The 23,227-nt window shown below is 62.2% G+C and carries 20 protein-coding genes and 1 tRNA gene; 14 read left to right on the forward strand and 7 right to left on the reverse strand.

Annotated features, from left to right (window positions below):
• Positions 1 to 31: 31 nt before the first annotated feature.
• From MF6396_RS15950 to MF6396_RS15965, 4 genes are all read left to right on the forward strand, one after another.
• Positions 32 to 823: an AraC family transcriptional regulator gene (locus tag MF6396_RS15950; RefSeq protein ID WP_078480872.1), complete on the forward strand. Its 792-nt coding sequence runs from the start codon at positions 32 to 34 to the stop codon at positions 821 to 823.
• 410 nt (positions 824 to 1,233) lie between these two features.
• Positions 1,234 to 2,370: an RNA ligase RtcB family protein gene (locus tag MF6396_RS15955; RefSeq protein ID WP_078480873.1), complete on the forward strand. Its 1,137-nt coding sequence runs from the start codon at positions 1,234 to 1,236 to the stop codon at positions 2,368 to 2,370.
• Entirely contained in the window at positions 2,370 to 2,990 is a 621-nt protein-coding gene (prfH, locus tag MF6396_RS15960; RefSeq protein WP_043863775.1) for a peptide chain release factor H, read from the forward strand. Before MF6396_RS15955 ends, prfH begins: the two co-directional genes overlap by 1 nt.
• Positions 2,991 to 3,370: 380 nt before the next feature.
• Entirely contained in the window at positions 3,371 to 4,792 is a 1,422-nt protein-coding gene (locus MF6396_RS15965; RefSeq protein ID WP_078480875.1) for a site-specific integrase, read from the forward strand.
• A gap of 749 nt (positions 4,793 to 5,541) precedes the next feature.
• Here MF6396_RS15965 and MF6396_RS28465 read toward each other — a convergent pair.
• The gene (locus MF6396_RS28465; RefSeq protein WP_153046093.1) at positions 5,542 to 5,901 is read right to left on the reverse strand and encodes a hypothetical protein; all 360 of its coding nucleotides are present in this window, start codon (positions 5,899 to 5,901) and stop codon (positions 5,542 to 5,544) included.
• Here MF6396_RS28465 and MF6396_RS15970 point away from each other — a divergent pair.
• From MF6396_RS15970 to MF6396_RS16010, 9 genes are all read left to right on the forward strand, one after another.
• Positions 5,900 to 6,118 (forward strand): helix-turn-helix transcriptional regulator, encoded by a 219-nt coding sequence (locus MF6396_RS15970; protein WP_078480876.1) that lies wholly within the window; start codon positions 5,900 to 5,902, stop codon positions 6,116 to 6,118. The genes MF6396_RS28465 and MF6396_RS15970 overlap by 2 nt on opposite strands.
• Positions 6,119 to 6,122: 4 nt before the next feature.
• Complete coding sequence (locus MF6396_RS28695) at positions 6,123 to 6,641, forward strand: ash family protein (protein WP_161493039.1); 519 nt, start codon at positions 6,123 to 6,125, stop codon at positions 6,639 to 6,641.
• The gene (locus tag MF6396_RS15980) at positions 6,638 to 6,862 is read left to right on the forward strand and encodes a hypothetical protein (protein ID WP_153046094.1); all 225 of its coding nucleotides are present in this window, start codon (positions 6,638 to 6,640) and stop codon (positions 6,860 to 6,862) included. The genes MF6396_RS28695 and MF6396_RS15980 overlap by 4 nt, the downstream gene beginning before the upstream one ends.
• On the forward strand, positions 6,859 to 7,107 hold the full coding sequence (locus MF6396_RS15985) for a hypothetical protein (RefSeq protein WP_023629284.1): 249 nt from the start codon (positions 6,859 to 6,861) through the stop codon (positions 7,105 to 7,107). Before MF6396_RS15980 ends, MF6396_RS15985 begins: the two co-directional genes overlap by 4 nt.
• 2 nt (positions 7,108 to 7,109) lie before the next feature.
• On the forward strand, positions 7,110 to 8,144 hold the full coding sequence (locus MF6396_RS15990) for a toprim domain-containing protein (protein WP_078480880.1): 1,035 nt from the start codon (positions 7,110 to 7,112) through the stop codon (positions 8,142 to 8,144).
• Positions 8,137 to 9,672 (forward strand): DUF3631 domain-containing protein, encoded by a 1,536-nt coding sequence (locus tag MF6396_RS15995; protein WP_078480881.1) that lies wholly within the window; start codon positions 8,137 to 8,139, stop codon positions 9,670 to 9,672. Before MF6396_RS15990 ends, MF6396_RS15995 begins: the two co-directional genes overlap by 8 nt.
• On the forward strand, positions 9,672 to 9,962 hold the full coding sequence (locus MF6396_RS16000; protein ID WP_078480883.1) for a hypothetical protein: 291 nt from the start codon (positions 9,672 to 9,674) through the stop codon (positions 9,960 to 9,962). Before MF6396_RS15995 ends, MF6396_RS16000 begins: the two co-directional genes overlap by 1 nt.
• Before the next feature lie 136 nt (positions 9,963 to 10,098).
• Positions 10,099 to 10,452 carry a hypothetical protein gene (locus MF6396_RS16005; RefSeq protein WP_019750494.1) on the forward strand — a complete coding sequence of 118 codons (354 nt, stop codon included), beginning with the start codon at positions 10,099 to 10,101 and terminating at the stop codon, positions 10,450 to 10,452.
• A gap of 22 nt (positions 10,453 to 10,474) precedes the next feature.
• On the forward strand, positions 10,475 to 11,656 hold the full coding sequence (locus MF6396_RS16010) for a phage major capsid protein (protein WP_238596443.1): 1,182 nt from the start codon (positions 10,475 to 10,477) through the stop codon (positions 11,654 to 11,656).
• Positions 11,657 to 12,942: 1,286 nt separating this feature from the next.
• Here MF6396_RS16010 and MF6396_RS16020 read toward each other — a convergent pair.
• The 5 genes from MF6396_RS16020 to rpsU form a co-directional block, all read right to left on the reverse strand.
• Positions 12,943 to 13,019: transfer RNA gene (locus MF6396_RS16020), tRNA-Ile, on the reverse strand.
• A gap of 13 nt (positions 13,020 to 13,032) precedes the next feature.
• Positions 13,033 to 16,773: a bifunctional diguanylate cyclase/phosphodiesterase gene (locus MF6396_RS16025; protein ID WP_078480887.1), complete on the reverse strand. Its 3,741-nt coding sequence runs from the start codon at positions 16,771 to 16,773 to the stop codon at positions 13,033 to 13,035.
• A 127-nt stretch (positions 16,774 to 16,900) separates the two neighbouring features.
• Positions 16,901 to 18,754 carry an RNA polymerase sigma factor RpoD gene (rpoD, locus tag MF6396_RS16030; RefSeq protein ID WP_043863742.1) on the reverse strand — a complete coding sequence of 618 codons (1,854 nt, stop codon included), beginning with the start codon at positions 18,752 to 18,754 and terminating at the stop codon, positions 16,901 to 16,903.
• A gap of 67 nt (positions 18,755 to 18,821) precedes the next feature.
• Positions 18,822 to 20,801, reverse strand: a complete 1,980-nt coding sequence (dnaG, locus tag MF6396_RS16035; RefSeq protein WP_043863743.1) for a DNA primase — start codon at positions 20,799 to 20,801, stop codon at positions 18,822 to 18,824.
• Positions 20,802 to 21,121: 320 nt separating this feature from the next.
• Positions 21,122 to 21,337, reverse strand: a complete 216-nt coding sequence (gene rpsU / locus MF6396_RS16040; RefSeq protein WP_002551877.1) for a 30S ribosomal protein S21 — start codon at positions 21,335 to 21,337, stop codon at positions 21,122 to 21,124.
• A gap of 202 nt (positions 21,338 to 21,539) precedes the next feature.
• Between rpsU and tsaD the strand changes: the two genes are divergently transcribed.
• Entirely contained in the window at positions 21,540 to 22,565 is a 1,026-nt protein-coding gene (gene tsaD / locus MF6396_RS16045) for a tRNA (adenosine(37)-N6)-threonylcarbamoyltransferase complex transferase subunit TsaD (protein ID WP_054915962.1), read from the forward strand.
• A gap of 26 nt (positions 22,566 to 22,591) precedes the next feature.
• Here tsaD and plsY read toward each other — a convergent pair whose 3' ends face one another.
• Positions 22,592 to 23,161, reverse strand: a complete 570-nt coding sequence (plsY, locus tag MF6396_RS16050; protein ID WP_043863745.1) for a glycerol-3-phosphate 1-O-acyltransferase PlsY — start codon at positions 23,159 to 23,161, stop codon at positions 22,592 to 22,594.
• Between the last annotated feature and the right edge of the window lie 66 nt (positions 23,162 to 23,227).

Here is a 23,227-nt window from a genome sequence, read left to right on the forward strand (position 1 = left end):
TTTTGGCTCACTTGAGCAAAGGGGACAGCTGATGCCGCAAGCGGGACAGATATCGCAGGTGCCGCCCGTACCGCTGGCGCTTTCGCGCCCGGTGCAGCGGCGCATGTTCGGCATACCGGCAGGTTATGAAGTGCAGATGCACAGCCATGACTGGGTGCAGTTCACCTATGCCAGCGCCGGGATCATGCAGGTGCTGACCGAGCGCCACAGCTATCTGCTGCCGCCGCAGTGCGCGTTGTGGATTCCGCCAGGGGTGCAGCACACGGCGTTCAGTGAGCAGGCGCTGGCGTTTCGCGGGCTGTACCTGGATGCCGCGGTGCTGCCGGGCGCTCGCCGTGACTGCGCGGTACTGCAGGTGACGCCGCTGGTGCGCGAGCTGATCGAACGGGTCAGCCACTTTCCCGCCGACTACCCTGACGACGGGCCGCAGGCGCGCCTGCTGCAGGTGCTGGTGGACGAGTTGCAGGGGCTGGCCGAAGCACCGTTCAGCCTGCCGCTGCCCAGCGACCCGCGCCTGCGCCGGATCACCGATGCACTACAGGCCGAGCCTGGGGACAACCGCACCATCGAGCAATGGGCGCAGCAGGTGGGGGCATCGCGGCGCACCCTGGTGCGCCTGTTTCAGGCGCAGACCCAGCTTTCATTCCGTGAATGGCGCCAGCGCCTGCGCTTGCTGGCCGCATTGCCGTTGCTGGCGCAGGGCATGAGCGTGACTCGGCTGGCGAATGAACTGGGATATGACTCGGTGTCGGCGTTCATCGGGTTGTTTCAGCGCCACTATGGGAAGACGCCGGGGGTGTATGCGGCCAGTTTGGGGACGTGATTGTGAGGTTCTGAGGGCCAAAAACGCAAAAGCCGCGCAATGCGCGGCTTTGAGTATGGTGGGCCCACACGGACTAGTGTTTAGCGTAATTGGCGAAATGGTTGGAAGCTGGGCACTGTACCGCCAGGGTATGTTTTTTGTACCGCGGAGCGGTCAGGTTTTTCGGCCATGACGTTGTTCTCCTGGTAAAAATGTGATCAAGGTTGTTGCAGGGTGGCAATTACACACCTAAGATGCCCGCCTTCTCTCACCCGACAGCAAAGGAGGTACATCATGCAACAGTTGATCACCCTTTGCAGGTCGCGCCTGGCTTGAACGCATTCGCCGCTACTCGTTAGCGGTACCGCAACGCCCGGCCTCTGGCCTGCCAATCCGAACATCTTTTTGTTTCAACCCATCAGGATTGGACTATGGGCACTTGCATTCGCAATTTGTCCGACGGCGCCGTATTGGTCGCCGCGGACGACACCTGGATCGAAGGAAAAGCGATCCAACAACTCGAAACCACCGCTCGCCTAGGGGGCATGCATCGGGTGGCCGGCATGCCGGACCTGCATCCTGGCCGTGGCTATCCGGTCGGCGCGGCATTCTTTTCCGTGGGGCGTTTGTACCCGGCGCTGGTCGGCAATGACATCGGCTGTGGCATGGCGCTGTGGCGCACGGACATCCCGACCGCCAAGCTGCATCTGGACAAGCTGGAGAAACGCCTTGGCAACCTCGACCTGCCGCTCGACGAGACGTGGCAGGAGGCCGTTGCCAGCTTCGGTTTGCCTGCCACGGGGCACGAGCGTTCTCTAGGCACCATTGGTGGTGGTAACCACTTCGCCGAGCTGCAGCAACTCGATGAAAGCTACGACGATGCGGCCCTGGCAGCCTTGGGCATCGAGCGCAAACACCTGCTGTTGCTGGTGCACAGTGGCTCGCGTGGTTTGGGCGAGGCGATCTTGCGTGAGCAGGTCGACCTGTTCGGTCATCACGGACTGGAGGCGGGCAGCGAGGCCAGCACTCATTACCTGGGCCGGCACGACGGCGCGCTGCGTTTTGCCGAAGCCAACCGTCAGTTGATTGCCCGGCGCATGCTCGACCGCTTGCGTGCCGATGGCGATGTACTGCTCGACATCAACCACAACCTGGTGTCGCCAGCGCAGGTCGACGGGCTCGATGGTTGGCTGCATCGCAAAGGCGCCACACCGTCGGATCAGGGGGCGGTGGTGATCCCTGGTTCGCGCGGCGACTACAGCTACTTGGTACAGCCGATCGCCGACGAGCGCAGCCTGTTGTCCCTGGCCCATGGCGCCGGACGCAAATGGATGCGCAGCGAGTGCAAGGACCGCCTCGCCTCGCGCTACAGCGTCGAGCAACTGAGTCGTACGGCACTAGGCAGCCGCGTGATCTGCGCCGACCGGGCGCTGATCTACGAGGAAGCGCCGGAGGCCTACAAGGCTATCGGCTCGGTGGTGGGTGCCTTGCGTGAAGCGGGGTTGGTTCGCGTGCTGGCACGCCTGAAACCGGTGCTGACCTACAAGACGCGCGGAGGGTGCTGCTGATGATCCTACTGCAACTCTCGGCGGCTCAGGGGCCGGAAGAATGTGCCCTGGCAGTGGCCAAGGCATTGCTCAGGCTGCAGGCCGAAGCGGATGCCCAGGCCGTGGCGGTACGGATACTCGAAGAAGAGCCGGGGCCGCGGCGCGGTACCTTGCGCTCGGTGTTGCTGGCACTGGATGGCGAGCAGGCCGAGCGCCTGGCGGATCACTGGACGGGCTCGCTGCAATGGACGTGCAGCAGTCCGTACCGGCCGGGGCATGCGCGCAAGAACTGGTTCTTTGGGGGCGCACGGTTTGCGCCACCGGCACCGGAATTGGCGAGCGAGATCCACTTCGAGACCTTGCGTTCGTCCGGGCCGGGTGGTCAGCATGTCAACACCACCGACTCGGCAGTGCGCGCCACGCACCTGGCCAGCGGCGTCAGCGTCAAGGTACAGAGCGAGCGTAGCCAGCACGCCAACAAACGCTTGGCGCTGCTGCTCATCGGGCAACGCCTGGCGCAACAGGCAGAGCAGGTCGACAGCGAACTGCGCGCGGAGCGGCGGTTGTTCCATCACCGCATCGAGCGTGGCAATCCACGTCGGGTGTTTCGCGGCGAGCGCTTCGAGCCGGCTGACGAGTAGATTGTGTGCGAATAGTCGTCGAGCAAAAGTCAGGCCGGGCGGCGTAGGCGATGCCGGCCCCACAAAAACGGATGAGGAAAGGACCCGGCTCGCACTCGGGTTTACGAGTTGCAAATGAGCACTGCGTATCTGAGGCGATCCCGCCAAAAACGCAAAAGCCGCGCAATGCGCGGCTTTGAGTATGGTGGGCCCACACGGACTTGAACCGTGGACCAAAGGATTATGAGTGACGGTTTGAGGGTTTTCGTTACGTTTCATGGGTGGCCATAAATAGTCTAAAATTCCTTTAGTATCAGTTGTTTGCTGAACTTGTTTGTTTTTCTACGTTTCACTAGATACCCTGAGTTCTCACTCGAAACGGGGAACGAACGGGGAAAATCATGGCGAAGCGCACGCGGCTGACCGACCTGGAAGCACACGCGGTCAAGACCCGAAAGTCTGAGCCGGTTGGGTCCCGCGGCAAGGGCACGCTGCTGCTCGAGCGGAAGGCGTCCGGGGTCGTGATGGCCTACTACCGCGAGCGCACTCCCACCACTGACCAGCGTCTCCCCCTGGGCGCCCTGGCCAAGCGCCCCAGACCGGGGGCGGATGAGTTTTCCCTGAGCGACTTACGGCACCGCGCCATGAGCTTATCGATTGAGGTCGAGGCCGCTGGCGGTATTGCGGCCTACCTGGCCCAGGCCGAGCGCCAGAAAGCCGCCCAGGCCGAAGCCGACCAGCGTGCGCAGCGTGCAGCCGAGGCTGCTGCTCGACGCGGCTCCTTTGCCGATCTGATGGACAGCTACACCGCCAGCATGATCGAGGCTGGCCGGGTGAGCGCAAAGGAGATCGGCCGAATGTTCCAGCTCCATGTGAAGACCTACCACCCTGACCTGGTGGCCAGGCCAGCGGCAGAGATTCAGCCCGAAGACATACAGTTGATCCTTGCCGGAGTGCTGGGGCGCAAGCCAAAGGGCCGTGGTATTGGCAACAAGGCGCCCGGCAGCTCGTTCAATGGGATGCGGACTACCTGCGACAAGCTTCGCCGGTATCTGCGTGCAGCATTCAGCTACGCAGCCAAGGCCCACCTGGCGCCCGAGCGGCTGGCGCAGGACGGCAAGGTGTTTGCCATCAGCAGCAACCCAGTGCGCGACATTCCCGTCACCCAAGGCACTGGCGGTGGCCACACCGAGTCGCTGACCCCTGATGAGCTTGGCGAGCTTCTGCGCTACTTGGACACACTCCCGCTTCGATACGCGTCCATCGCCAAGGCACTGATCTACTTTGGTGGCCAGCGGCTCACCCAGTTCTGCGCTGTGCCCTGGGAGGCCGTAACCGACAGCACAATCAGCTTGATCGATGCCAAGGGGCGCAAGGCTCAGGCATGGGACCACCTGCTGCCAATCACTGATCGAATCCGGGAAGTCATTCAGCCGCTGCTGGACGACAGGATCGGCCCCGGCCCGTTCTCGCTGACGCCTGGCAGCACCGCTAGCCCTGACACCTTCAGCGGACTGTTCGTAGAGGCAGGCCGGGCATTGTCGGCATCGGGCAAGACGCAACCATTCAGTTGGAAGAACGTGCGCGTCACCGCTGAGACACTGCTGGCGCATCAGGGTGTATCCGCCGAGGTTCGGGCCTGGCTGCTCTCTCACGGGCGCAGTGGTGTGCAGGCCAAGCACTATGACCGATACAGCTACCTTCCCGAGAAGCGTGCTGCCCTGGAGCAGTGGGGCCGCTACCTGGACAGGCTCGCCAGCGGTGAGGGTGACACTGGCAATGTGGTGCTGCTGTCGCGCAGGAAGAAAATATCGGCTGACTGATCCGTCGCTCACGTCCATACACAGCGTACGGGGTGTTTCATCCGCTACAACGCTACAACCCTTGTGGCCAGTGGCTTGTGGCGTTTTTTCATCTGCTACACGACCGCCTTCTGTAGCACTACGAAAATCGCTAGAACCCGCGCCGTTATTGGCTTGTAGCGCTGTAGCACTTGGAGTAGGGGGTACGCTGGCAAGGGGAGTCCATCTGAGATTCCGCCAACGGTGCCGCCTGTAGGCGATTTCAGTTCCGCTTAAACTGCCCAAAAACGCCTCATTTCCGGAATAACTGCCGAAAACTACCCATAACCATGAATAAGTGCAAATAAGAGCAAATAAGCCGAATTAACAACATTGCGTAATACTCTACGTTGTTAGTTACCCCTGGACGCCCCTGAGACCCCTGGACACTCATACAAAGTTCTCGCGCCACGAAATGTTAATTCAAGTTTTCGTGGCGCGGCGTCACGCTTACCTGTCACGAAGGCAAAGCCCCTTGACCGATTGAGGGCCTCAAGAGGCCCGGAGTAGGGCCAATGAAACCGGGGGTTTTGAGAGGGAGGTCTACCGTTCGTCGGACGAATTTAGCCGTCATCCCCAAGGACGATTTGTACGTATTGATCTCTGTTGGTACGTGTTGGGACGTGTTGAGCTATGTTTCGGACGGGGGTAGGCTGCCCCCGAAGTTAAGTTACCTTAAAGTAACTCAGACTCTGGCGGAAAAAGTGGTTGCGATTTCGGGAGCGGCGACATTAACATTCGGCCATCCGCACAGGAGCGACATATTGAAACGCCGTCGCCACTGTTGGAAGACTGGATTGCTGAGCAGCAGACAAAGAAAAGCCCCTGGTGGTCAGACCAAGGGCCGATTCGGGAAAGGACGTTGGCGCGTCCTCTGTCTGCCAGCTAGGCCAGCACACAAACCCCGAGGGGAGAAGCTTTTGAGACGGCTTCTGAGGTTTACCGATAACGGTAAACTCGGGCGGACTGTAGTACCAACGGGAATATTGCGCAACACTGGGTATCCATACATTTGCCCTGTTTCCGATGATTTGCAGGTCGATCCCCTCGGTTTTTCCTCGAGCTTTTCCTCGAATGGAGAAATCGACCATGGCCCAAACCGCCATCAGCAACATCGATGCACCCAGCCTGCCGATCCCCGGCGCCCGCGCTACCGCAGCCCAGCTCTGCGCCAAATACCAGGTCAGCCGCTCGACCTGGTGGCGCTGGTCCAAGACCCCTGGTTTCCCGGAGCCGATCCGCTTCGGTCGCTCCGTCCGCTGGGAGCCGGAGTCTGTCGAAAGCTTCCTGCGCAGCCAGGAGGCCTAACCCCATGATGACCAATCACACCTGCGCAGGCGCGGGCATGGGATCGCCTGGCCTGAAAAAAGCGCTTGTTTCATCCGTGCTCGGAATGTATCGTCCGTCTGTCGCTGCAAATTCAGCGACCGGGCGTGGAAACCCGAGCAAGCAAAAGGCGCATAGCGCCCCATTTCGATTGCAGGCGCTTTTTTTGTGCCCGCAGTCCTGCTTTATGGCGGCTGTGCGTGGGCAGACTTCGGTCTGGCCGGGTTCCTTTTGCCCCGGTATTTCCACCCCACGCATAGCTGCCACCCAATCCCGTGGAAAGGATCGTGGCAGCTCCTATCAAGCAAAAGGAGTTCGGCCCATGCTTTCGCACCTCTTCGCGCTCACCCCTGAGCAAATCCGCAACAAGATCGCCCGTCACCGCGCTATGGCCATTGCCCAACTGCGCAGCAAGTCCAGCCTGTCGGTTCGCAAGCGCCGCTACGACGAACAAATGGCCAAGGCCCGTTTCTTCGAAGCCATGCTGGCCGGGGGTGCAAAATGAGGCTCTTTATCAGCCAGGTTGAAACCCAGGCAAGCCACATGACCGTGGTTGGCGCTGCGCTGGAGACCATCTCCGAATTGCTGGGCTGTGATGGCGCTGAGCACTATCTCAATGACGAGCAGATGCTGGGGCTGGCTCATGCCGTACAAGCGCTGGGTGCTGGTATCCGCGAACGCGGCTATGCGCTGTATGGTCTGGCTGAAGAGGAGCGCCGCAAATGAGCAAGCAAATCCTCTCTAACGTCGCCAACGAATCGCTCGATCAACTGCAGGTCGCACGCGAATACATGGCCTGGGTTGACTCCCTGACTTGGGCAATCAATAGCTCGCTCAAGTCCGGGCACGATAATCACGCCAAGCAACTGGCTGGCGTAGTCAGCTACCTGGCTGGCGATTATCACAACATCCTGGACTGCGAAATTCAGCGCCTGGGCGACCAGCTCGCCGCCGCCGATCTGAGGGCCTGACCATGACGACTTTTCAACAGCGCACCCCCGCGCTGGCGGGATCGGCTTGCCCGGAAAAAGTGGATGCTATCCGCCAGGTGGCAGCATTTGCCCAGCGCTATGCACCTGCCATGGCCGCGGAACTGCTGCCCGAGGGTAAGCGCCAGGGTAACGAGTGGTGGGCGAAGAACCCGGCCCGCGCTGACAGAAGCGCCGGTAGCTTCTCGGTGAACCTCAAGGATGGCCGGTGGAACGACTTCGCCAGTGGTGATCGAGGCGGCGACCTGGTGAGCCTGGCCGCGTTCGTCCTGAACGTCAGTCAGTCCAATGCCGCTGCCTGGGTTGCTCGCCGCCTGGGGCTGGATATCCCGGCCCTGGACGGTCGAGCAGGCCCGCCACCGGCAGATTTGCAAAAGCAGCTCGAGCGCGTCACCCGTGAAACCGAGGCCAAGGCAGCGGACTACATTCGGCAGGTGCAAGCCCGCCAGCAGGAGGTGGCCGAGCAGGCGGCGCAGTTGTGGAGTAGCGCCCGCCGTCCTGACCCTGACCACGCCTACCTGGTGCGCAAGCAGATCACCCCGTGGATGATCCGGCAGCGGGGCAGTGAACTGCTGGTGCCGCTGTACGCCGATGGATTCATGGTCAACCTGCAGCGCATCGCCCTCGATGGTCAAAAGCGTTTCCTCGCTGGCGCCAGGGTGAAGGGCGCGTACTGCCCGATTGGAAAGCCAGTCGCCGGTGGGCGGATGTACGTGGCTGAGGGGTGGGCCACGGCCTGTACGGTCTACCAACTCACCGGCTGCCCGGTCGCTGCTGCGATGAACGCGGGCAACCTCAAACCCGTAGCGCTTGCCATGAAGGCGAAGTACCCGGACGCCCAACTGGTGATCGCTGGCGACGACGACCGCGAGACCGAGGGCAACCCAGGGCGCACGGCTGCAATGGATGCTGCTGTTGCCGTTGGTGCCGAGGTCAGTTTCCCCGAGTGGCCGGACGATGCCCCGCTTTCGCTGAGTGACTTCAACGACCTGCATGTGTGGGGTGCTGACCATGAGTGACGGAAAGGTCATTACCCTGCCGAGCAAAAGCCCGGTACAGGAAGCCATCAAGCGCTTGGGTGTCGATGCTGGCGCCCTGTACGAGCCGGTGATTCTGATCGAGCTGAAACGCATCCGGGCGAAAGACCCAGCGGCCTGGGCCAGGATTCGCCAGCAGGTGAAGGACGTCAAGGTTCTATCCATGGTGGACTTCGACCGCCTGACCGCCCAGGACGATGAGGAGAAGGTTTCAGCCGGTGGCGGCATCTTCCCCGAGGTCGAGCCGTGGCCGACACCGGTGGTGGGCACTGAGCTGCTGGATGATATCGCCCTGGCGATCAAGCGCTACGTGATTGCGGATGGCGCCACGATCCAGGCGGCGGCACTGTGGGCGACGTTCACCTGGCTGATTGACTCTGTGCAGGTCGCGCCAATCGCAAACATCACGGCACCTGAAAAGCGGTGCGGCAAGTCGATCATGCTCACCACCCTGGGCAACCTGGTTAACCGCAAGCTGCAGGTGTCGAACATCGCGCCTGCTGCCCTGTTCCGCTCCATTGAGCTGTGGTCGCCCACGTTGCTGATCGATGAGGTGGACGCATTTCTTCGTGACAATGAAGAGGCACGGGGCATCCTCAACGCCGGGTTCACCCGCGACAGCGCCGTGGTGATTCGCTGCGTGGGTGACGACCACATGCCGACCCCGTTCCGGGTGTGGGGCGCGAAGGCGCTGTGCGGCATCGGCAAGATCGCGGACACGCTGGCCGATCGGAGTATTCCGCTCCGGCTGCGCCGCAAGCTTCCCGGCGAGGAAACCGAGGTTTTGCGCCACTCCTCCCCTGATATGTGGGCCAACCTTCGTTCCAGGATGATGCGCTTCGCTCAGGACAACGCCGAGCAGATCGCCAAGGCCAGGCCCGCCACCATCAAGGGGCTGAACGACCGCGCCAACGACTGCTGGGAGCCTCTGCTGGCGATCGCCGAGGCAGCCGGGGGTGAGTGGCCCGCCATTGCCCGGCAGGCCGCCCGAACACTCCATGACGTGGAAGACGACAGCCCCAGCGTGGGCGTGGAGCTGCTGACCGATATCAAGACCATTCTCGACACCAAGCAGGCGAGCAAGATGTTCAGCGCCACCCTGCTGGAAGAACTGATGGCCGACGATGAGGCACCGTGGCCAACCTGGAACCGTGGCAAACCGATGACGGCGCGTCAGCTTGCAACGAAGCTGGCCGAATTCGGTATCAAATCAGGGACAGTCAGGATCGGCACCGTCACGAAGAAAGGGTACTCCCGTGAGCAGTTCTTGGACGTGTTCGGTAGATACCTTCCCACCGACACCCCCGTCACAAGCGTCACACCGTCACAAGCCACTAAAGACGCGGCATACAGCGATTTCTCATCCGTCACATCACCATCATCTGTGACGGATAGAAAAACGCCACAAGCCCCGCCCCATAAGGCGTGTGACGGTGTGACGGATAAAACACCCCATCCGCTGGGAGTGGAGGAAGAGTATGCCGCTGGGCCAGAAGAGGAGGAGGTCTGATGGCTGCCGTGGACTACCTCCGAGAGCAGGGCCTTTCCGTTCGCAAGCGCGGTATGCGGGTCGTCATTGGTCCAAAGGCCCTTATCACCTCCGACATACGCGACTACGTGAAGGCTCACCGCCTGAGCTTGCTGGCAGAGCTGGTGGCCAACGATGGCCAGGAACGCCGTTGCAACTGGTCGGTGCTGCTGCCTGGATACCGACCCTTCACGATGATTTCAGAACCCATCACCCGCGAAGAGGCCCTGGCCGATGTTCGGTGCCGGTGGGCGGATGCGGAGATTGGGTAGGGGCAACGCAAAGTCCGAGGCCTCTGGCACGGACACCGCACCCTCAGTCGTTTTTACGCGCCCGCGAAACTAAAAGTTTAGTACCCCGCGAAATATCAAACCGCCCATGGGCGCCACGACGCCCCAAGGAGCAGTAATGAAACGAGATTTCCAGCGCCTTCGGGCCTACGAACAGCACCTACGTGCCGCCGGCGTGCCACGCTCTCTGGCGGTGCAATTCACCGGCATGATCCCCGACCACGTGATCCGCAATCTGCTTCCCCTGCGCCTTCGCTTTGCGCTTGCACTGCGCGGCCTGATGGGTAGAATTGGCTTGTCGGCTCGGCAGGTTGCCACCGACGCGACAACTCAAGAGTCCACTATGGCGCGAGGCCGTGGAAGGACCGAAGAGGCCAGTTCCGGAGTGAGTCCGGCGGGACGCGAAAGCAAGCAAGAGCGCAGAAGCCACGCCCCCGGCGTGCGCAAGGCGCGTCCCCCTATTCGGAACTGAAGGTACACCTATGTACAACGCAATGAGCAACTCTGCTCGCACCCTGCAGACCAAGAACGCCGGCGGCGATTCGACCGAGGCCCTGGTACTCAAGCACCTGCAAGACCGCGACGAAGAGATCAACCGCTTCGCCAATGATGCGAAAGAAACCATCCAGGGCCTCAAGGATCGTCTGCAGGATCTGGAGCAGAAGAGCGCCCGCCGGGGTGCCCCATCCGGTTATGGCGGCGGTGATGACGCAATCGTCAAGATGGCTGACGCGTTCACGAAATCGGGCCAGTTTGAGGCCTTGAAGTCCGGCAGCCCGACTACCGGGCGTGTCACTGTCGAAAACGTCGCCATCAAATCGCTGACCAACGCCGGCCAGGGCGTAGCAGGGTCCACCAGCTACTCCGCGACCGCGCAACGCCAGCCAGGCCTCTACAACGATCCTCGCCGCGACCTCTCGTTGCTGGACTATCTGCCCTCGCTCCCGGCCTCTTCGGCCACGTTCGAGTACATGCAGATCAAGGACTACACCAACAACGCGACCGAGCAGGAGGAGGAAGGCCAGCAGAAGGCACAGACCAGCATCGACGCCGAGCTGGAGACCGCCAACATCGCCACCGTCGCCCACTGGACCCGTGCTTCCAAGCAGGTTCTGGATGACACCCCGGCTCTCGGCCAGCAGATCGGCAACCTGCTGAACTACGGCCTGCTGGAGAAACTGGAGTCCCGCCTGATCGCCGGCCCAGGTGGCAAGGGCAAGATCAAAGGCCTGATCGGCTACGCGGTCCCTCACGTAGTGGTCGGTACCTTGAAGCCGGTGGATGCTATCGGCCAGGCGGTCACCGCCATGAAGACCAGCGGCTGGCAGGCCAGGCTGATCATCATGAACCCTGATGACTGGTTCAGCATCTCCAGCGAGCGCGACGCCGATGGCCAATATGTCCTTGGCTCTCCGCGCGATCCTGCGCCGCCAGTGCTGTGGGGTGTTCCGGTGATCACCTCCGGCTCGATGCCGGCGGGCACTGTCCTGCTGCTGGATACCACCCAGGTGGCCATGCTGGACCGCGAGCAACCCACCCTGATGCTGAGCCGTGAAGACGGCAACAACTTCACCAGCAACCTGGTGACCCTCCTTGCTGAGCTGCGCGCCGGCCTGGCGGTGTTCTCGACCGGCGCCGTCCGGTCTGTGGATATCTCCGAAGCCTCTGGCGGTTAACTGCCAAAGTAGTGTGAAAGGCCCGCTCAGTTGCTTGCGCGGGCTTTTTTGTAGGTGCAAGCACGCCTGATAACGCCAAAAATCACTAGAATCTGGCATTACCTAGACCGCCCCCAACCTGCTCTGTAATCGCTAACTGTCGAAAATGTAGGGAGGGGCCTAGTGAAAGTCTACGGCCTCTGGCCCGGACACCGCACCCTCAGCTTTTTTTTCATTTCCGCAAAATCCGCATTTCCAAAGGGGGTCGCGTTTCACGACCCCCTGCCCTAACGATCCGTTACCCCGTCTCCTCAAAATTGAGGACACCCCAACCCCCATTGGGGGCTGGAGGGGTCACAACCGATGTGATCCCCCAGTGGGGGGAGACAATTCTGGCAGCGTGACAGAACTGGCCGCCAACTCCCTCCATCGGAGGAAGTCTCAACTCTCCCCGCTGGGGGGAGTCTTCCTCGCCGATCTGGCGGCCCAGGCACATGCCGGAAATTTTTCCGGCATGTCATCCAGCCGAATGAGATGTCCTGAAATTTGAGGGCATCTCTGAATGTGAGCAGTTTTGCTCGTATCTCTGGATGGCCCAGTTCTGGACCATCACCCGGGGAAATCCCGTATCTACCCATCGCTCCATCTGGAGCCATCGCGATCTCAAATCCGGGTGGTTTGCGGCACACGTAGTTCAATTCGGCTGTGAGCCGCGTGGCTCATGGGCTGGAGCGATTTCCTTGTGCCCTGATGTTGTGCCCTGCCAGCAGCCCCGACTTCGCGATTTCAAATCCAGAAGGGTCTGCAAATTTCCTGCACACCCAGGCGTACGCCTGGCGTCCGGCAGTGGGTCACTACGAAACTTTCGTAATACGGGAAACACCCGTAATTCCGGGTATTCAAAACCGGCGCCCAGCAGGTTTTACGAAGGTTTCGTGAAACGCGGCTACGCTTCGGATTCAGCCGCATTGGCTGCTAGAGGAGAAAGAGCATGCCAAATATCAAAGTTACTGCACGGATTGTGAATGGAGACCAGTGGGACCCTCTCGGTGGCGAGACCAACTGTGGTGAGGTGGTTGGCTTGATATGCGGGGACGACCTGCGACCACCGCCTACCAGCGTTACGATCGAGTTGACCACCAACAGCGGTAAGCGGGTCGAGGTGTATATCTCAAACTCAGCAGAGGCCGCCGCCATAGTCCGCATTGACGGCGAGACGGTGTAGAGGAAACGGGGAACGAACGGGGAAGATTTTGTACCGGAAAAGACAAAGGCCTACGGATTCATACGTAAGCCTTTGATTTTATTGGTGGGCCCACACGGACTTGAACCGTGGACCAAAGGATTATGAGTCCTCTGCTCTAACCAACTGAGCTATAGGCCCCAGTGGTCGCGGATTATAGCGAGGGTTTCGAGGCTGTGCTATCCGAAAGATCCGAAACTGCCCGGCGTAGAAAGGTCGCGGCGAATTCAGGCGCCGCCAGCGGCAGGCTGACGATGTAGCCCTGGATCTGTTCGCAACCTTCGGCCGCCAGAAATTGCTGCTGCGCCTGGTTCTCCACGCCCTCGGCGATGATGGTCAGCTGCATGCTGCGCCCCAGCGCAATGATCGCCCGCGCAATTGCCGCATCGTGCGGGTCATCCGGCAGGCCGCGGATGAACGACTGGTCGATCTTGAGGATGTCCAGAGGCAGGCGTTTGAGGTAACTGAGCGAGGAGTAGCCGGTGCCGAAGTCGTCGATGGCCAGTTGTACACCGATGCGCTTGAGCTGGTGCAGGATGGCCAGCGCCTCCTCGGCCTGGCTCATGATGAAGTTCTCGGTGATCTCCAGCTGCAGGTCACCCGCCTTGAGCTGGTGAGTGCGCAGCAATTGCTCGATGCGCTGTACCAGCAACGGCTGACGCAACTGCGCGCCCGCCAGGTTGACCGACAGCGGCCCGAACGCAAGGTAGCTGTGCTTCCACGCTTGCATCTGCCGGCACGCCTGCTCCAACACCCAGTCGCCCAGCTGCAGAATCATGCCATTTTCTTCAGCCAGCGAGATGAAGTGCTCCGGCGGTACGTCGCCGAAGGTCGGGTGGCGCCAGCGAATCAGTGCCTCGGCGCCCACCAGGCTCTGGGTCTTGAGGCTGAACTTGGGCTGGTAGCTCAGGCTCAGTTCCTTGCGCTCGATGGCGCGGCGCAGTTCGTGCTCCAGCGCGATGCGCTCGGCGGCCTGGGCGGTCAGGTCGCGGGTGTAGCTCTCGACCCGGTTGCGCCCCTTGGCCTTGGAGCGGTACATGGCCGCATCGGCGTTGCGGATCAACGAGGCCACGTCGGTGCCGTCCTGGGGGTACAGGCTGGTGCCGATACTGGCACTGGTGAAGAACTCGTGTTCGCCGGCCTGGAACGGTGCGCCAAAGCAGGCCAGTAGCTTGTTGGCGATATGCTCGGCATCGCTTGGCTGGTGCAGGCCGGGCAGCAGGATGATGAATTCGTCCCCGCCCAGGCGTGCCACGGTGTCGTTGTCGCGCACCTGTTCTTTCAGGCGCTGCGCGATTGCCTTGAGCAGCAGGTCGCCGACCGGGTGGCCGAGGCTGTCGTTGATGTGCTTGAAGCGGTCCAGGTCGAGGAACAGTACCGCGCCCTGGCGACCCGAAGGCTGTGGGCTGCTGAGTGCGGCCTGCAGCCGGCTTTCGAACAGGGTGCGGTTGGGCAGGCCGGTGAGGGGGTCATGGTGGGCCTGGTAGTCGAGCTCGGCCTGGGCATGCTTGAGGCTGGAGATGTCGGCGAACACGGCGACGAAGTGGGTGATCTCACGCTCGTGATTGCGCACGGCGCTGATGGTCAGCCACGCAGGGTAGAGCTCGCCGCTCTTGCGCCGGTTCTGGATTTCGCCCTGCCAGTGGCCCTCGGCGGTCAGCTGATGCCACAGGGCGGCGTAGAAGGCGCTGTCGTGCTGGCCCGAGGCGAGCAGGCGCGGGGTCTGGCCCAGCGCTTCGAACTCGCTGTAGCCGGTGATTTCGCTGAACGCGCGGTTGACCGCACTGATGTGCTGGTCGATGTCGGTGATCAGTACGCCTTCGGCCGTGTTTTCGAACACAGTGGCCGCCAGTTGCAGTTTTTCCTGCATCAGATGGCGCTCGGTGATGTCGCGGGCGATGGTCAGCATGCAGTCCACGCCGGCAATCGGCAGCGGCCGCGCCGAGACTTCGCACAGGCGGATCTGCCCGTCGGCGCGGCGGATGTGGCAGCTGAAGTCGCGTACGAAGCCGTTTCGGTTCAGCAGCTCGAGCAGTTGCCGGCGCTCGTTGAGGTCTACCCAGATGCCCAGCTCCAGGGTGCTGTGGTCCAGTACCTGGCTATCGAAGCCGGTGATGCGGCAGAACCCGTCGTTGACCTCGATCAGCAGCCCGTCGCTCTGGCGCGACAGCAGCAGGCCGTCAGGCGAGGCGTGGAAGGCCTTGGCGAACTTTTCTTCGGAGGTCTGCAGTTGCTCCTGGGTCTGTTTGAGCTGGCTGATGTCGCGCACCGCCACCACCAGCGCCGGGGTGCTGTCCAGGTCGAATATCTCCGCCGAGGTGAGCCCGGTGAACAGCTGGCCGTTGCTGCGCCGAAAAGGCATTTCGAGGTTGCGGATATTGCCGCCCTGCAGGCGCTGCAGCGGGGCTGGCCCCTGGTCTTCGATGCCCCACAGGTTGAGCTCGGCGGCGGTGCGGCCGATCACCTGGTCCTGGCTCAGGCCGATCTGGTCCTCGAAGGCTTCGTTGACCTCCAGCAGGCAGCCATCGCTGACCCGGGCGATCAGCAGGATGTCGGGGCATTGCTGGAACACCGAGGCGAACTTCTGCTCCGACAGACGCAGGGCCTGCTCGGTGTTCTTGGTTTCGCTGATGTCGATCATCAGCCCGCGCATCACCGGGGTGTGCCCATGCTCGATCAGGCTGACGATGTCGCGTACCCACAGCACCCTGCCATCGGCGCGGATCACCCGGTAGTCCAGGCTGTGGTCCCGGCCGGCGGCGGTTTCGCTGTCGCAGTAGGCCTGTGCCCAGAGGGCGTCGTCCGGGTGCAGGATGTCGCGCCAGAAGCCGGGCTTGAGCCATTGGCTGATCGGGTAGCCGAGCAGGTCTTCGGCGTGGGGCGAGACATAGCTGTAGGTGAAGTTGTTGGCATCGGCTTCCCAGGCAATCGCCGAGAGGCTCTCGACCAGGCCGCGGTAGTGGTACTCGCTGCTGCGCAGCTCCTGTTCCAGGGCTATGCGCCGGGAAATTTCCGAGCTTAGCCGGCGGTTGACGCGCATCACCGCCGCCAGTATCGCCACCAGCAGCAGGATGCCGGGCAGGCCGTAGAGCAGCAGGTCGCGCCAGCGGTTGCTGTTTTCCAGCACTTTGCCGACCCAGCGCTCCTGGATATGACTGAGCTCGGCCGGGCTCATGTCGGCAATCACCTTGTCGAGGATGCCGATCAGCATCTTCTGTTGGCGCGGGGCCGCCATGGCCAGCTGGTAGCGGTAAGGGGTTTCGCCGCTGACGTAGAGCCCTTCGAGCTTTAGCTGGCGCAGGCTCCAGACGCTGGAGGCGAGGTCGCCGACCACAGCATCGACTTCGTCGGTGGCCAGGGCCTGAAGCGCCGAGCTGACATTGGGCAGCGCCACCAGGTTGAGGTCGGGGTGGTGGGTACGCAGCAGTTCGTGTGGGGCGTAGTTCTCCACCACGGCGACTTTCAGGCCGTACAGCTCCTTGAGGTCACGGGGCCTGGGCCCGCCTTCGTGGGCCAGGATCACGATGGGGAAGTCGAGGTAAGGGCGGGTGAAGGCCAGGTAGCCCTGGCGTTCGGGGGTGGACATGATGCCGGGCAGCAGGTCCAGCTGGCCCTGCCGGGCCTGTTGGAGCACGGCCGACCAACTGCTCGGCTCGATTGGCGTGAACACAACACCCAGGCGCTCCTGGATCAACGCAATGTAGTCGGCGGCCAATCCCTGGTACTTGCCGTCCTGGTCACGGTATTCGAAGGGTGGCCAGGATGCGTCGACGCCCAGGCGCAGCTGCGGATGCGCACTGAGCCAGGCTTTCTCTTCGTCGTTCAGGGTCAAGGCGCCGGCCGCTGCACTCCACATCAGCAGGAGGGGCAGCACGAGGGCCGGCAGTCTGGGCATAGCGGCCTCGTCACTCAAGTGGATAGATTCGAGTGTAGACGGGGGTTTGACCGAAGGGCGAAGAACGCAGGGGTTAAAACGTCAGGGCCTGAAAAAGAAAAACCCCGGCATTTGCCGGGGTTCGTCATTACTCGTCGAGGAAGGAGCGCAGATGCTCGCTTCGCGTCGGGTGGCGCAGCTTGCGCAACGCCTTGGCCTCGATCTGACGGATCCGCTCGCGGGTCACGTCAAACTGCTTGCCTACCTCTTCGAGGGTGTGGTCGGTGTTCATGTCGATACCGAAACGCATGCGCAGCACCTTGGCTTCACGTGCGGTCAGGCCGGAGAGCACGTCCCGGGTCGCTTCCTTCAGGCTTTCGACCGTGGCCACATCGATTGGCGACTGCATGGTCGAGTCCTCGATGAAGTCACCCAGGTGCGAATCTTCGTCGTCACCGATCGGGGTTTCCATGGAGATCGGCTCTTTGGCGATCTTGAGTACCTTGCGGATCTTGTCCTCAGGCATCTCCATGCGCTCACCCAGCTCTTCCGGGGTCGGTTCACGACCCATTTCCTGCAGCATCTGCCGGGAAATGCGGTTGAGCTTGTTGATCGTCTCGATCATGTGCACCGGAATACGGATGGTGCGGGCCTGGTCGGCGATCGAGCGAGTGATCGCCTGACGGATCCACCAGGTGGCATAGGTCGAGAACTTGTAGCCACGACGGTATTCGAACTTGTCCACCGCTTTCATCAAGCCGATGTTGCCTTCCTGGATCAGGTCGAGGAATTGCAGGCCACGGTTGGTGTACTTCTTGGCGATGGAGATCACCAGACGCAAGTTGGCTTCGACCATCTCTTTCTTCGCGCGGCGGGCCTTGGCCTCACCGATCGACATGCGACGGTTGATGTCCTTGATCTCGGCGATCGTCAGGCCGGTCTCTTCCTGCAGGTCGATCAGCTTTTGCTGGCAACGCACGATATCGGCGTCCAGGCGGCCCAGTGCTTCGGCCCACTTGGCGCTGCGCTTGGACAGATCGCCGCTCCAGGTGGTGTCCACTTCGTTGCTCGGGAACAGACGCAGGAAGTCGGCACGTGGCATGCGGGCATCACGCACACACAGTTGCATGATGGCGCGTTCCTGGGCGCGCAGGCGCTCCAGGGCGCTGCGCACGCGCTCCACCAGTACTTCGAACTGCTTGGGTACCAGCTTGATCGGCATGAACAGCTCGGCCAGTTGCAGCAGCTCGGCAATGCCTTGCTTGCTGTGGCGACCGTGCTTCTTCAGGACCTTGGCGGTTGCTTCCAGCTGGTCGGCGACAGCGCCGAAACGCTGCTGGGCGACGACCGGATCGGGGCCGCTTTCGACCTCGTCCTCTTCATCGCTGGCGCCTTCCTTCTCTTCTTCCTCGTCGTCGTCCGCATCGGCCTTGGCCGGGGCTTTTGGATCGACAGGCGGCGGTACTTCGGCCGGCGGCGCGATGCCGTCATCCGGGTCGATGTAGCCACTGAGCACGTCGGACAGACGGCCACCTTCGGTGGTGACGCGGTCGTATTCGCCGAGGATGTAGTCGACGGTGCCCGGGAAGTGCGCAATGGCGCCCATCACTTCACGGATACCTTCTTCGATACGCTTGGCGATTTCGATTTCGCCTTCGCGGGTCAGAAGCTCGACGGTACCCATTTCACGCATGTACATGCGCACCGGGTCTGTCGTGCGACCGATATCGGTCTCCACGGCCGCCAACGCTGCGGCAGCTTCTTCGGCGGCGGCTTCGTCGGTATCGGCCTCGGCCAACAAAAGGGCATCCGCATCCGGAGCACTCTCGAATACGTTGATCCCCATGTCGTTGATCATGCGGATGATGTCTTCCACCTGTTCCGGATCTGAAATATCCTCTGGCAGGTGGTCGTTGACCTCCGCGTAAGTCAGGTAGCCCTGCTCACGACCGCGGGTGATCAACTCTTTGATGCGAGACTGCTGTTGCGCTTTTCCGGACATAACACCCTATCCACTGAAGGTCTTGGCGGGCAAAAAACAAGCCGAGGATTATACCCGAGCTAGGACCTCACGCGCCAGTTGAGGTCGGGGTTTGTGCGGGAACATTCCGGCTTAACAGGTCACGCAGCTGATTTTTCTCGTCTGCGCTCAACTCACTTTGACGTGCTTTCCTGAGCAGATGTTCCAGGCTGCGCTCGCGTTGGCGAGCGGACAAGCTAGTTATGGTGTCGAAAAACTGTTGTTCAAGGTTGTCGGCATCGATCAGCCATTCCTTTTCTGCCAATGCGCGCAACAATCGGCCCTGTTCGGTGCCGTGCCAACGCGCGATCAGCTGTAAGGAGCGTAGCTCAGGATTCTTTTGCAAGGCTTCGAGCAACGCCACCAGCAGCTGGGCATACACATGCTCTTCAGCGGCGAAATGGCTGGCATCCTCGACCTTCTTGGCCAGTTGTGGGTGGTGCATGAGGGTGCGCAGGGCGCTCAAGGTCGGCGGTTCCACCGACGTCGGCACCCGCGGCGGTGGCTGGAAGTCGCGTTTGCCGTTCTTGTCCCACGGCTTGCCCTTCTTGTCCCAGGGCTTGCCTTCCCACTTCTTCTTCTGCCCGCCCTGGCTTGGCGTCCATTGTTGCTGCTGCGGCTGGAAATGCTCGGGCTGGTGGAAGTCGCTGTAATCCGGGCTGTAGTCGGGAATCGCATCGTAGTCGATGCCCGGGTCGTACGCCGGTGGCGCCTCGCTGGGGGCGCTGTGGGCCAGTTGTTCGACCTGGTGCAGGTCCAGGCCGGTTATTTCGCGCAGGCGGTTGCGCATCAGGGCCTTGAGGTTGGCACCGGGCACTTTGTCGATCAACGGCGCGGCCAGGGTCACCATGTGCGCCTTGCCTTCGAGCGACCGCGGGTCGGCTTCTTCGGTCAGTTGCTGGAAGAAGTAATCGGCCAGCGGCTGAGCATGCTGGTTGATGCGCGCACGGAAGGCGTCGGTGCCCTCGGCACGCACCAGGGTGTCCGGGTCTTCGCCTTCGGGCAGGAACAGAAAGCGCGCCTTGCGCCCGTCCTGCAGGCTCGACAGCGTGGCTTCCAGGGCGCGCCAGGCGGCATTGCGGCCGGCCTGGTCGCCGTCGAAGCAGAACAGCACGCTGGGCACCACGCGGAACAGGCGCTTGAGGTGGTCTTCGCTGGTGGCGGTGCCAAGGGTGGCCACGGCATTGCGCAAACCTTGCTGGGCCAGGGCGATGACGTCCATGTAGCCCTCGACCACGATGATCTCGTCGAGGTTGCGGTTGAACTTGCGTGCCTCGTACAGCCCGTAGAGCTCCTGGCCCTTGTGGAACACAGGGGTTTCGGGGGAGTTCAGGTACTTGGGCTTGTCGTCGCCCAGCACCCGCCCACCGAAGGCGATGACCCGACCACGGCTGTCGCGGATGGGAAACATCACGCGGTCGCGGAAGCGGTCATAGCGCTTGCCGGTCTCGGCATTCTCGATCAGCAGGCCGGCGTCGACCATGGCCTTTTGCTGCAGGGCGTCGCTGCTCAGGTGCTTGAACAGGTTGTCCCAGCCCGGCGGCGCGAAGCCCAGGCCGAAGTCGCGAGCGATTTCGCCGGACAGGCCGCGGCCCTTGAGGTATTCGACGGCCGAGCGGCGTGTCGGGTGGTTCTTCAGGGCCTGGCGATAGAACTCGGCAGCGGCTTCGAGCAGCGGGTACAGCGGCGAATCGGTGGGCTGGCGGGGCTTTTGCCCGCGGCTGCTCTCTTCGCGCGGCACTTCCATGCCGGCGGCCTTGGCCAGCTCTTCGACAGCCTGGGGAAAGTCCAGGTTGTCGTGGTCCATGATGAAGCCCAGGGCATTGCCGCCGGCGCCGCAACCGAAGCAGTAGTAGAACTGCTTGTCGGGGCTGACGCTGAAGGAGGGGGTCTTCTCCTTGTGGAACGGGCAGCAGGCCGTGTGGTTCTTGCCGGACTTTTTCAGGTTTACACGCGAACTCACCACGTCGACGATGTCGGTGCGGTTGAGGAGGTCGTCAATAAAACTCTGGGGAATCAGCCCGGCCATGGCACTCTCGTCATCAGGCGACAATCAAGTGTAATCGCTAATGCTGCGGGAACAGCGACGCATTCGATGCAAGCTCGAATGACGTGACACAAAAAAGGAAAGGGGTGTGCTCGTCTGCAGCCGGTGAAGGCTCGTCAGGGGTGACGTGCACTGCTGGCGGTTAGGCCAGGTCTGACGTGTGAGGCAGGCTTGCCCTTGCTGCATAGCAGTTTGGGCATCTCAGGCGCTCGACCCGAAGGTCCAGGCCAGAGGAAACAGCATCAACTGCCGACAGCCCGGCTTGCACCGGGCATGGCAGAAGCTGGCGACGAACGTCTGTATCAGTACAGACGAACGGCGCGGCGCTGTTCGCGCTGAACTTTCTTGGCGTGGCGTTTGACAGCGGCTGCTGCCTTGCGCTTACGCTCGGAAGTTGGCTTCTCGTAAAATTCGCGGCTACGAACTTCAGCCAGTACACCGGCTTTTTCGCAGGAGCGCTTGAAACGACGCAGAGCTACGTCGAAGGGTTCGTTCTCTTTAACTTTGACGGCTGGCATCCAGAGCTACCTTCATTCATTACCGGGGGTCAACGAACTCGTGGCAAATATGTGCACTGGAGAACGTCGGTTTTTAAGGGTTGCGGATGTTAACCCTTAGCTGGCCTGAATGCAAAGCCTCTGATCGAAAACCGCTGGTCGGCACCGGGAGCGAGGACTATCATGCGCGCCTTCGAATTCAGCCCCAACAAGGCGCAAACCCATGCTAGTACTGGGATTGGAAACATCCTGCGACGAAACTGGTGTCGCATTATACGACAGCGAACGCGGCCTGCTGGCCGATGCACTGTTCAGTCAGATCGACCTGCACCGCGCGTATGGCGGGGTTGTGCCGGAGCTGGCCTCGCGTGATCACGTCAAGCGCATGCTGCCGTTGATCCGCCAGGTGCTGGCCGAGGCCGACTGCGTGGCCACCGAGATCGACGCCATCGCCTACACGGCAGGCCCTGGCCTGGTCGGGGCGCTGCTGGTGGGGGCTTCGTGCGCCCAGGCGCTGGCCTTTGCCTGGGGCATCCCGGCCCTGGGCGTGCACCACATGGAGGGCCACCTGCTGGCACCGATGCTCGAGGCGCAACCGCCGGAATTTCCGTTCGTCGCCTTGCTGGTGTCGGGCGGCCATACGCAGTTGGTACGTGTGGATGGCATCGGCCAGTACGAACTGCTTGGCGAGTCCCTCGACGATGCGGCCGGCGAAGCGTTTGACAAGACGGCCAAGATGATGGGCCTGAACTATCCCGGTGGCCCGGAGATCGCGCGCCTGGCGCTGCAGGGCGTGCCGGGTCGGTTCGTGTTCCCGCGGCCGATGACCGATCGTCCGGGCCTGGATTTCAGCTTCAGCGGCCTGAAGACCTTTGCCCTGAACACCTGGCAGCAGTGCCAGCGTACCGGGGACGACACCGAGCAGACCCGTTGCGACATCGCTCTGGCGTTCCAGCAGGCGGTGGTGGAGACTTTGACCATCAAGTGCAAGCGCGCCCTCAAGCAGGCCGGGCTCAAGCGCCTGGTGATCGCAGGTGGGGTGAGTGCCAACAAGGCCCTGCGTGCCTCGCTGGAGGAGATGCTGGCCGGGCTCAAGGGCAATGTGTACTACGCGCGCCCCGAGTTCTGCACCGACAACGGCGCGATGATCGCCTATGCCGGGTGCCAGCGTCTGGCGGCCGGGCAGCGGGAAACCCTGGCGATCAGCGTGCAGGCACGCTGGCCGATGGAGCAGTTGCAGGGGCTGTGAGCATGAGCGCCGCTCATGTGAACGCCTCAGAAATGCCGTTCGCGCCCGGCAAAAAGGTCGCGTAGATTGCCGCGATGGCGCCATACGATGAGCACGGTCAGCACGCTCATCGGCAGCAGCGCCTCGGGCTCGCGCCAGGCCAGCAGGGGCAGGGCCAGGGGCGTTGCGATCAAGGCGGCCAGCGAGCTGGTGCGGGTCAGGTAGAAGGTCAGCAGCCATGCGCTGATGGCCAGCAGGGCGGCCGGGGGGTAGAGCCCCAGCAGCACGCCGGCGGCAGTGGCCACGCCCTTGCCGCCGCGAAAGCGGAAGTACAGCGGAAACAGGTGGCCGACCACCGCGCACAGGCCTATCCAGGCCTGCTGCTGCTCGTTGAGGCCGACCAGGCTGGCGATGAGCACGGGCAACAGGCCCTTGCACAGGTCGCCAAGCAGGGTCAGGATCGCCAGCTTGCGGCCTGCCAGACGCAGCATGTTGGTGGCGCCGGCATTGCCTGAGCCGCAGGCACGCGGGTCGGGGCTGCCGCTCAGGCGGCTGAGAACGATGGCGAAGGACAGCGAGCCGAGCAGGTAGGCGAGCGACGCCAGTAACCAAAACATGCTAACTATTCCGGGCGAGGACGCCCTGATTCTAGCGGCGCAAGGCGCCCTTGTCGTGCTGTGGAG

The sequence above is a fragment of the Pseudomonas sp. MF6396 genome, assembly GCF_002018915.1.
Classification (GTDB): domain Bacteria; phylum Pseudomonadota; class Gammaproteobacteria; order Pseudomonadales; family Pseudomonadaceae; genus Aquipseudomonas; species Aquipseudomonas palmensis.

Coding starts and splice junctions, on each gene's coding strand:
- MF6396_RS15950 (WP_078480872.1), top strand. CDS start 32: ATGCCGCAAGCGGGACAGATATCGCAGGTGCCGCCCGTACCGCTGGCG.
- MF6396_RS15955 (WP_078480873.1), top strand. CDS start 1,234: ATGGGCACTTGCATTCGCAATTTGTCCGACGGCGCCGTATTGGTCGCC.
- prfH (WP_043863775.1), top strand. CDS start 2,370: ATGATCCTACTGCAACTCTCGGCGGCTCAGGGGCCGGAAGAATGTGCC.
- MF6396_RS15965 (WP_078480875.1), top strand. CDS start 3,371: ATGGCGAAGCGCACGCGGCTGACCGACCTGGAAGCACACGCGGTCAAG.
- MF6396_RS15970 (WP_078480876.1), top strand. CDS start 5,900: ATGGCCCAAACCGCCATCAGCAACATCGATGCACCCAGCCTGCCGATC.
- MF6396_RS28465 (WP_153046093.1), bottom strand. CDS start 5,901: ATGGTCGATTTCTCCATTCGAGGAAAAGCTCGAGGAAAAACCGAGGGG.
- MF6396_RS28695 (WP_161493039.1), top strand. CDS start 6,123: ATGATGACCAATCACACCTGCGCAGGCGCGGGCATGGGATCGCCTGGC.
- MF6396_RS15980 (WP_153046094.1), top strand. CDS start 6,638: ATGAGGCTCTTTATCAGCCAGGTTGAAACCCAGGCAAGCCACATGACC.
- MF6396_RS15985 (WP_023629284.1), top strand. CDS start 6,859: ATGAGCAAGCAAATCCTCTCTAACGTCGCCAACGAATCGCTCGATCAA.
- MF6396_RS15990 (WP_078480880.1), top strand. CDS start 7,110: ATGACGACTTTTCAACAGCGCACCCCCGCGCTGGCGGGATCGGCTTGC.
- MF6396_RS15995 (WP_078480881.1), top strand. CDS start 8,137: ATGAGTGACGGAAAGGTCATTACCCTGCCGAGCAAAAGCCCGGTACAG.
- MF6396_RS16000 (WP_078480883.1), top strand. CDS start 9,672: ATGGCTGCCGTGGACTACCTCCGAGAGCAGGGCCTTTCCGTTCGCAAG.
- MF6396_RS16005 (WP_019750494.1), top strand. CDS start 10,099: ATGAAACGAGATTTCCAGCGCCTTCGGGCCTACGAACAGCACCTACGT.
- MF6396_RS16010 (WP_238596443.1), top strand. CDS start 10,475: ATGAGCAACTCTGCTCGCACCCTGCAGACCAAGAACGCCGGCGGCGAT.
- MF6396_RS16025 (WP_078480887.1), bottom strand. CDS start 16,773: ATGCCCAGACTGCCGGCCCTCGTGCTGCCCCTCCTGCTGATGTGGAGT.
- rpoD (WP_043863742.1), bottom strand. CDS start 18,754: ATGTCCGGAAAAGCGCAACAGCAGTCTCGCATCAAAGAGTTGATCACC.
- dnaG (WP_043863743.1), bottom strand. CDS start 20,801: ATGGCCGGGCTGATTCCCCAGAGTTTTATTGACGACCTCCTCAACCGC.
- rpsU (WP_002551877.1), bottom strand. CDS start 21,337: ATGCCAGCCGTCAAAGTTAAAGAGAACGAACCCTTCGACGTAGCTCTG.
- tsaD (WP_054915962.1), top strand. CDS start 21,540: ATGCTAGTACTGGGATTGGAAACATCCTGCGACGAAACTGGTGTCGCA.
- plsY (WP_043863745.1), bottom strand. CDS start 23,161: ATGTTTTGGTTACTGGCGTCGCTCGCCTACCTGCTCGGCTCGCTGTCC.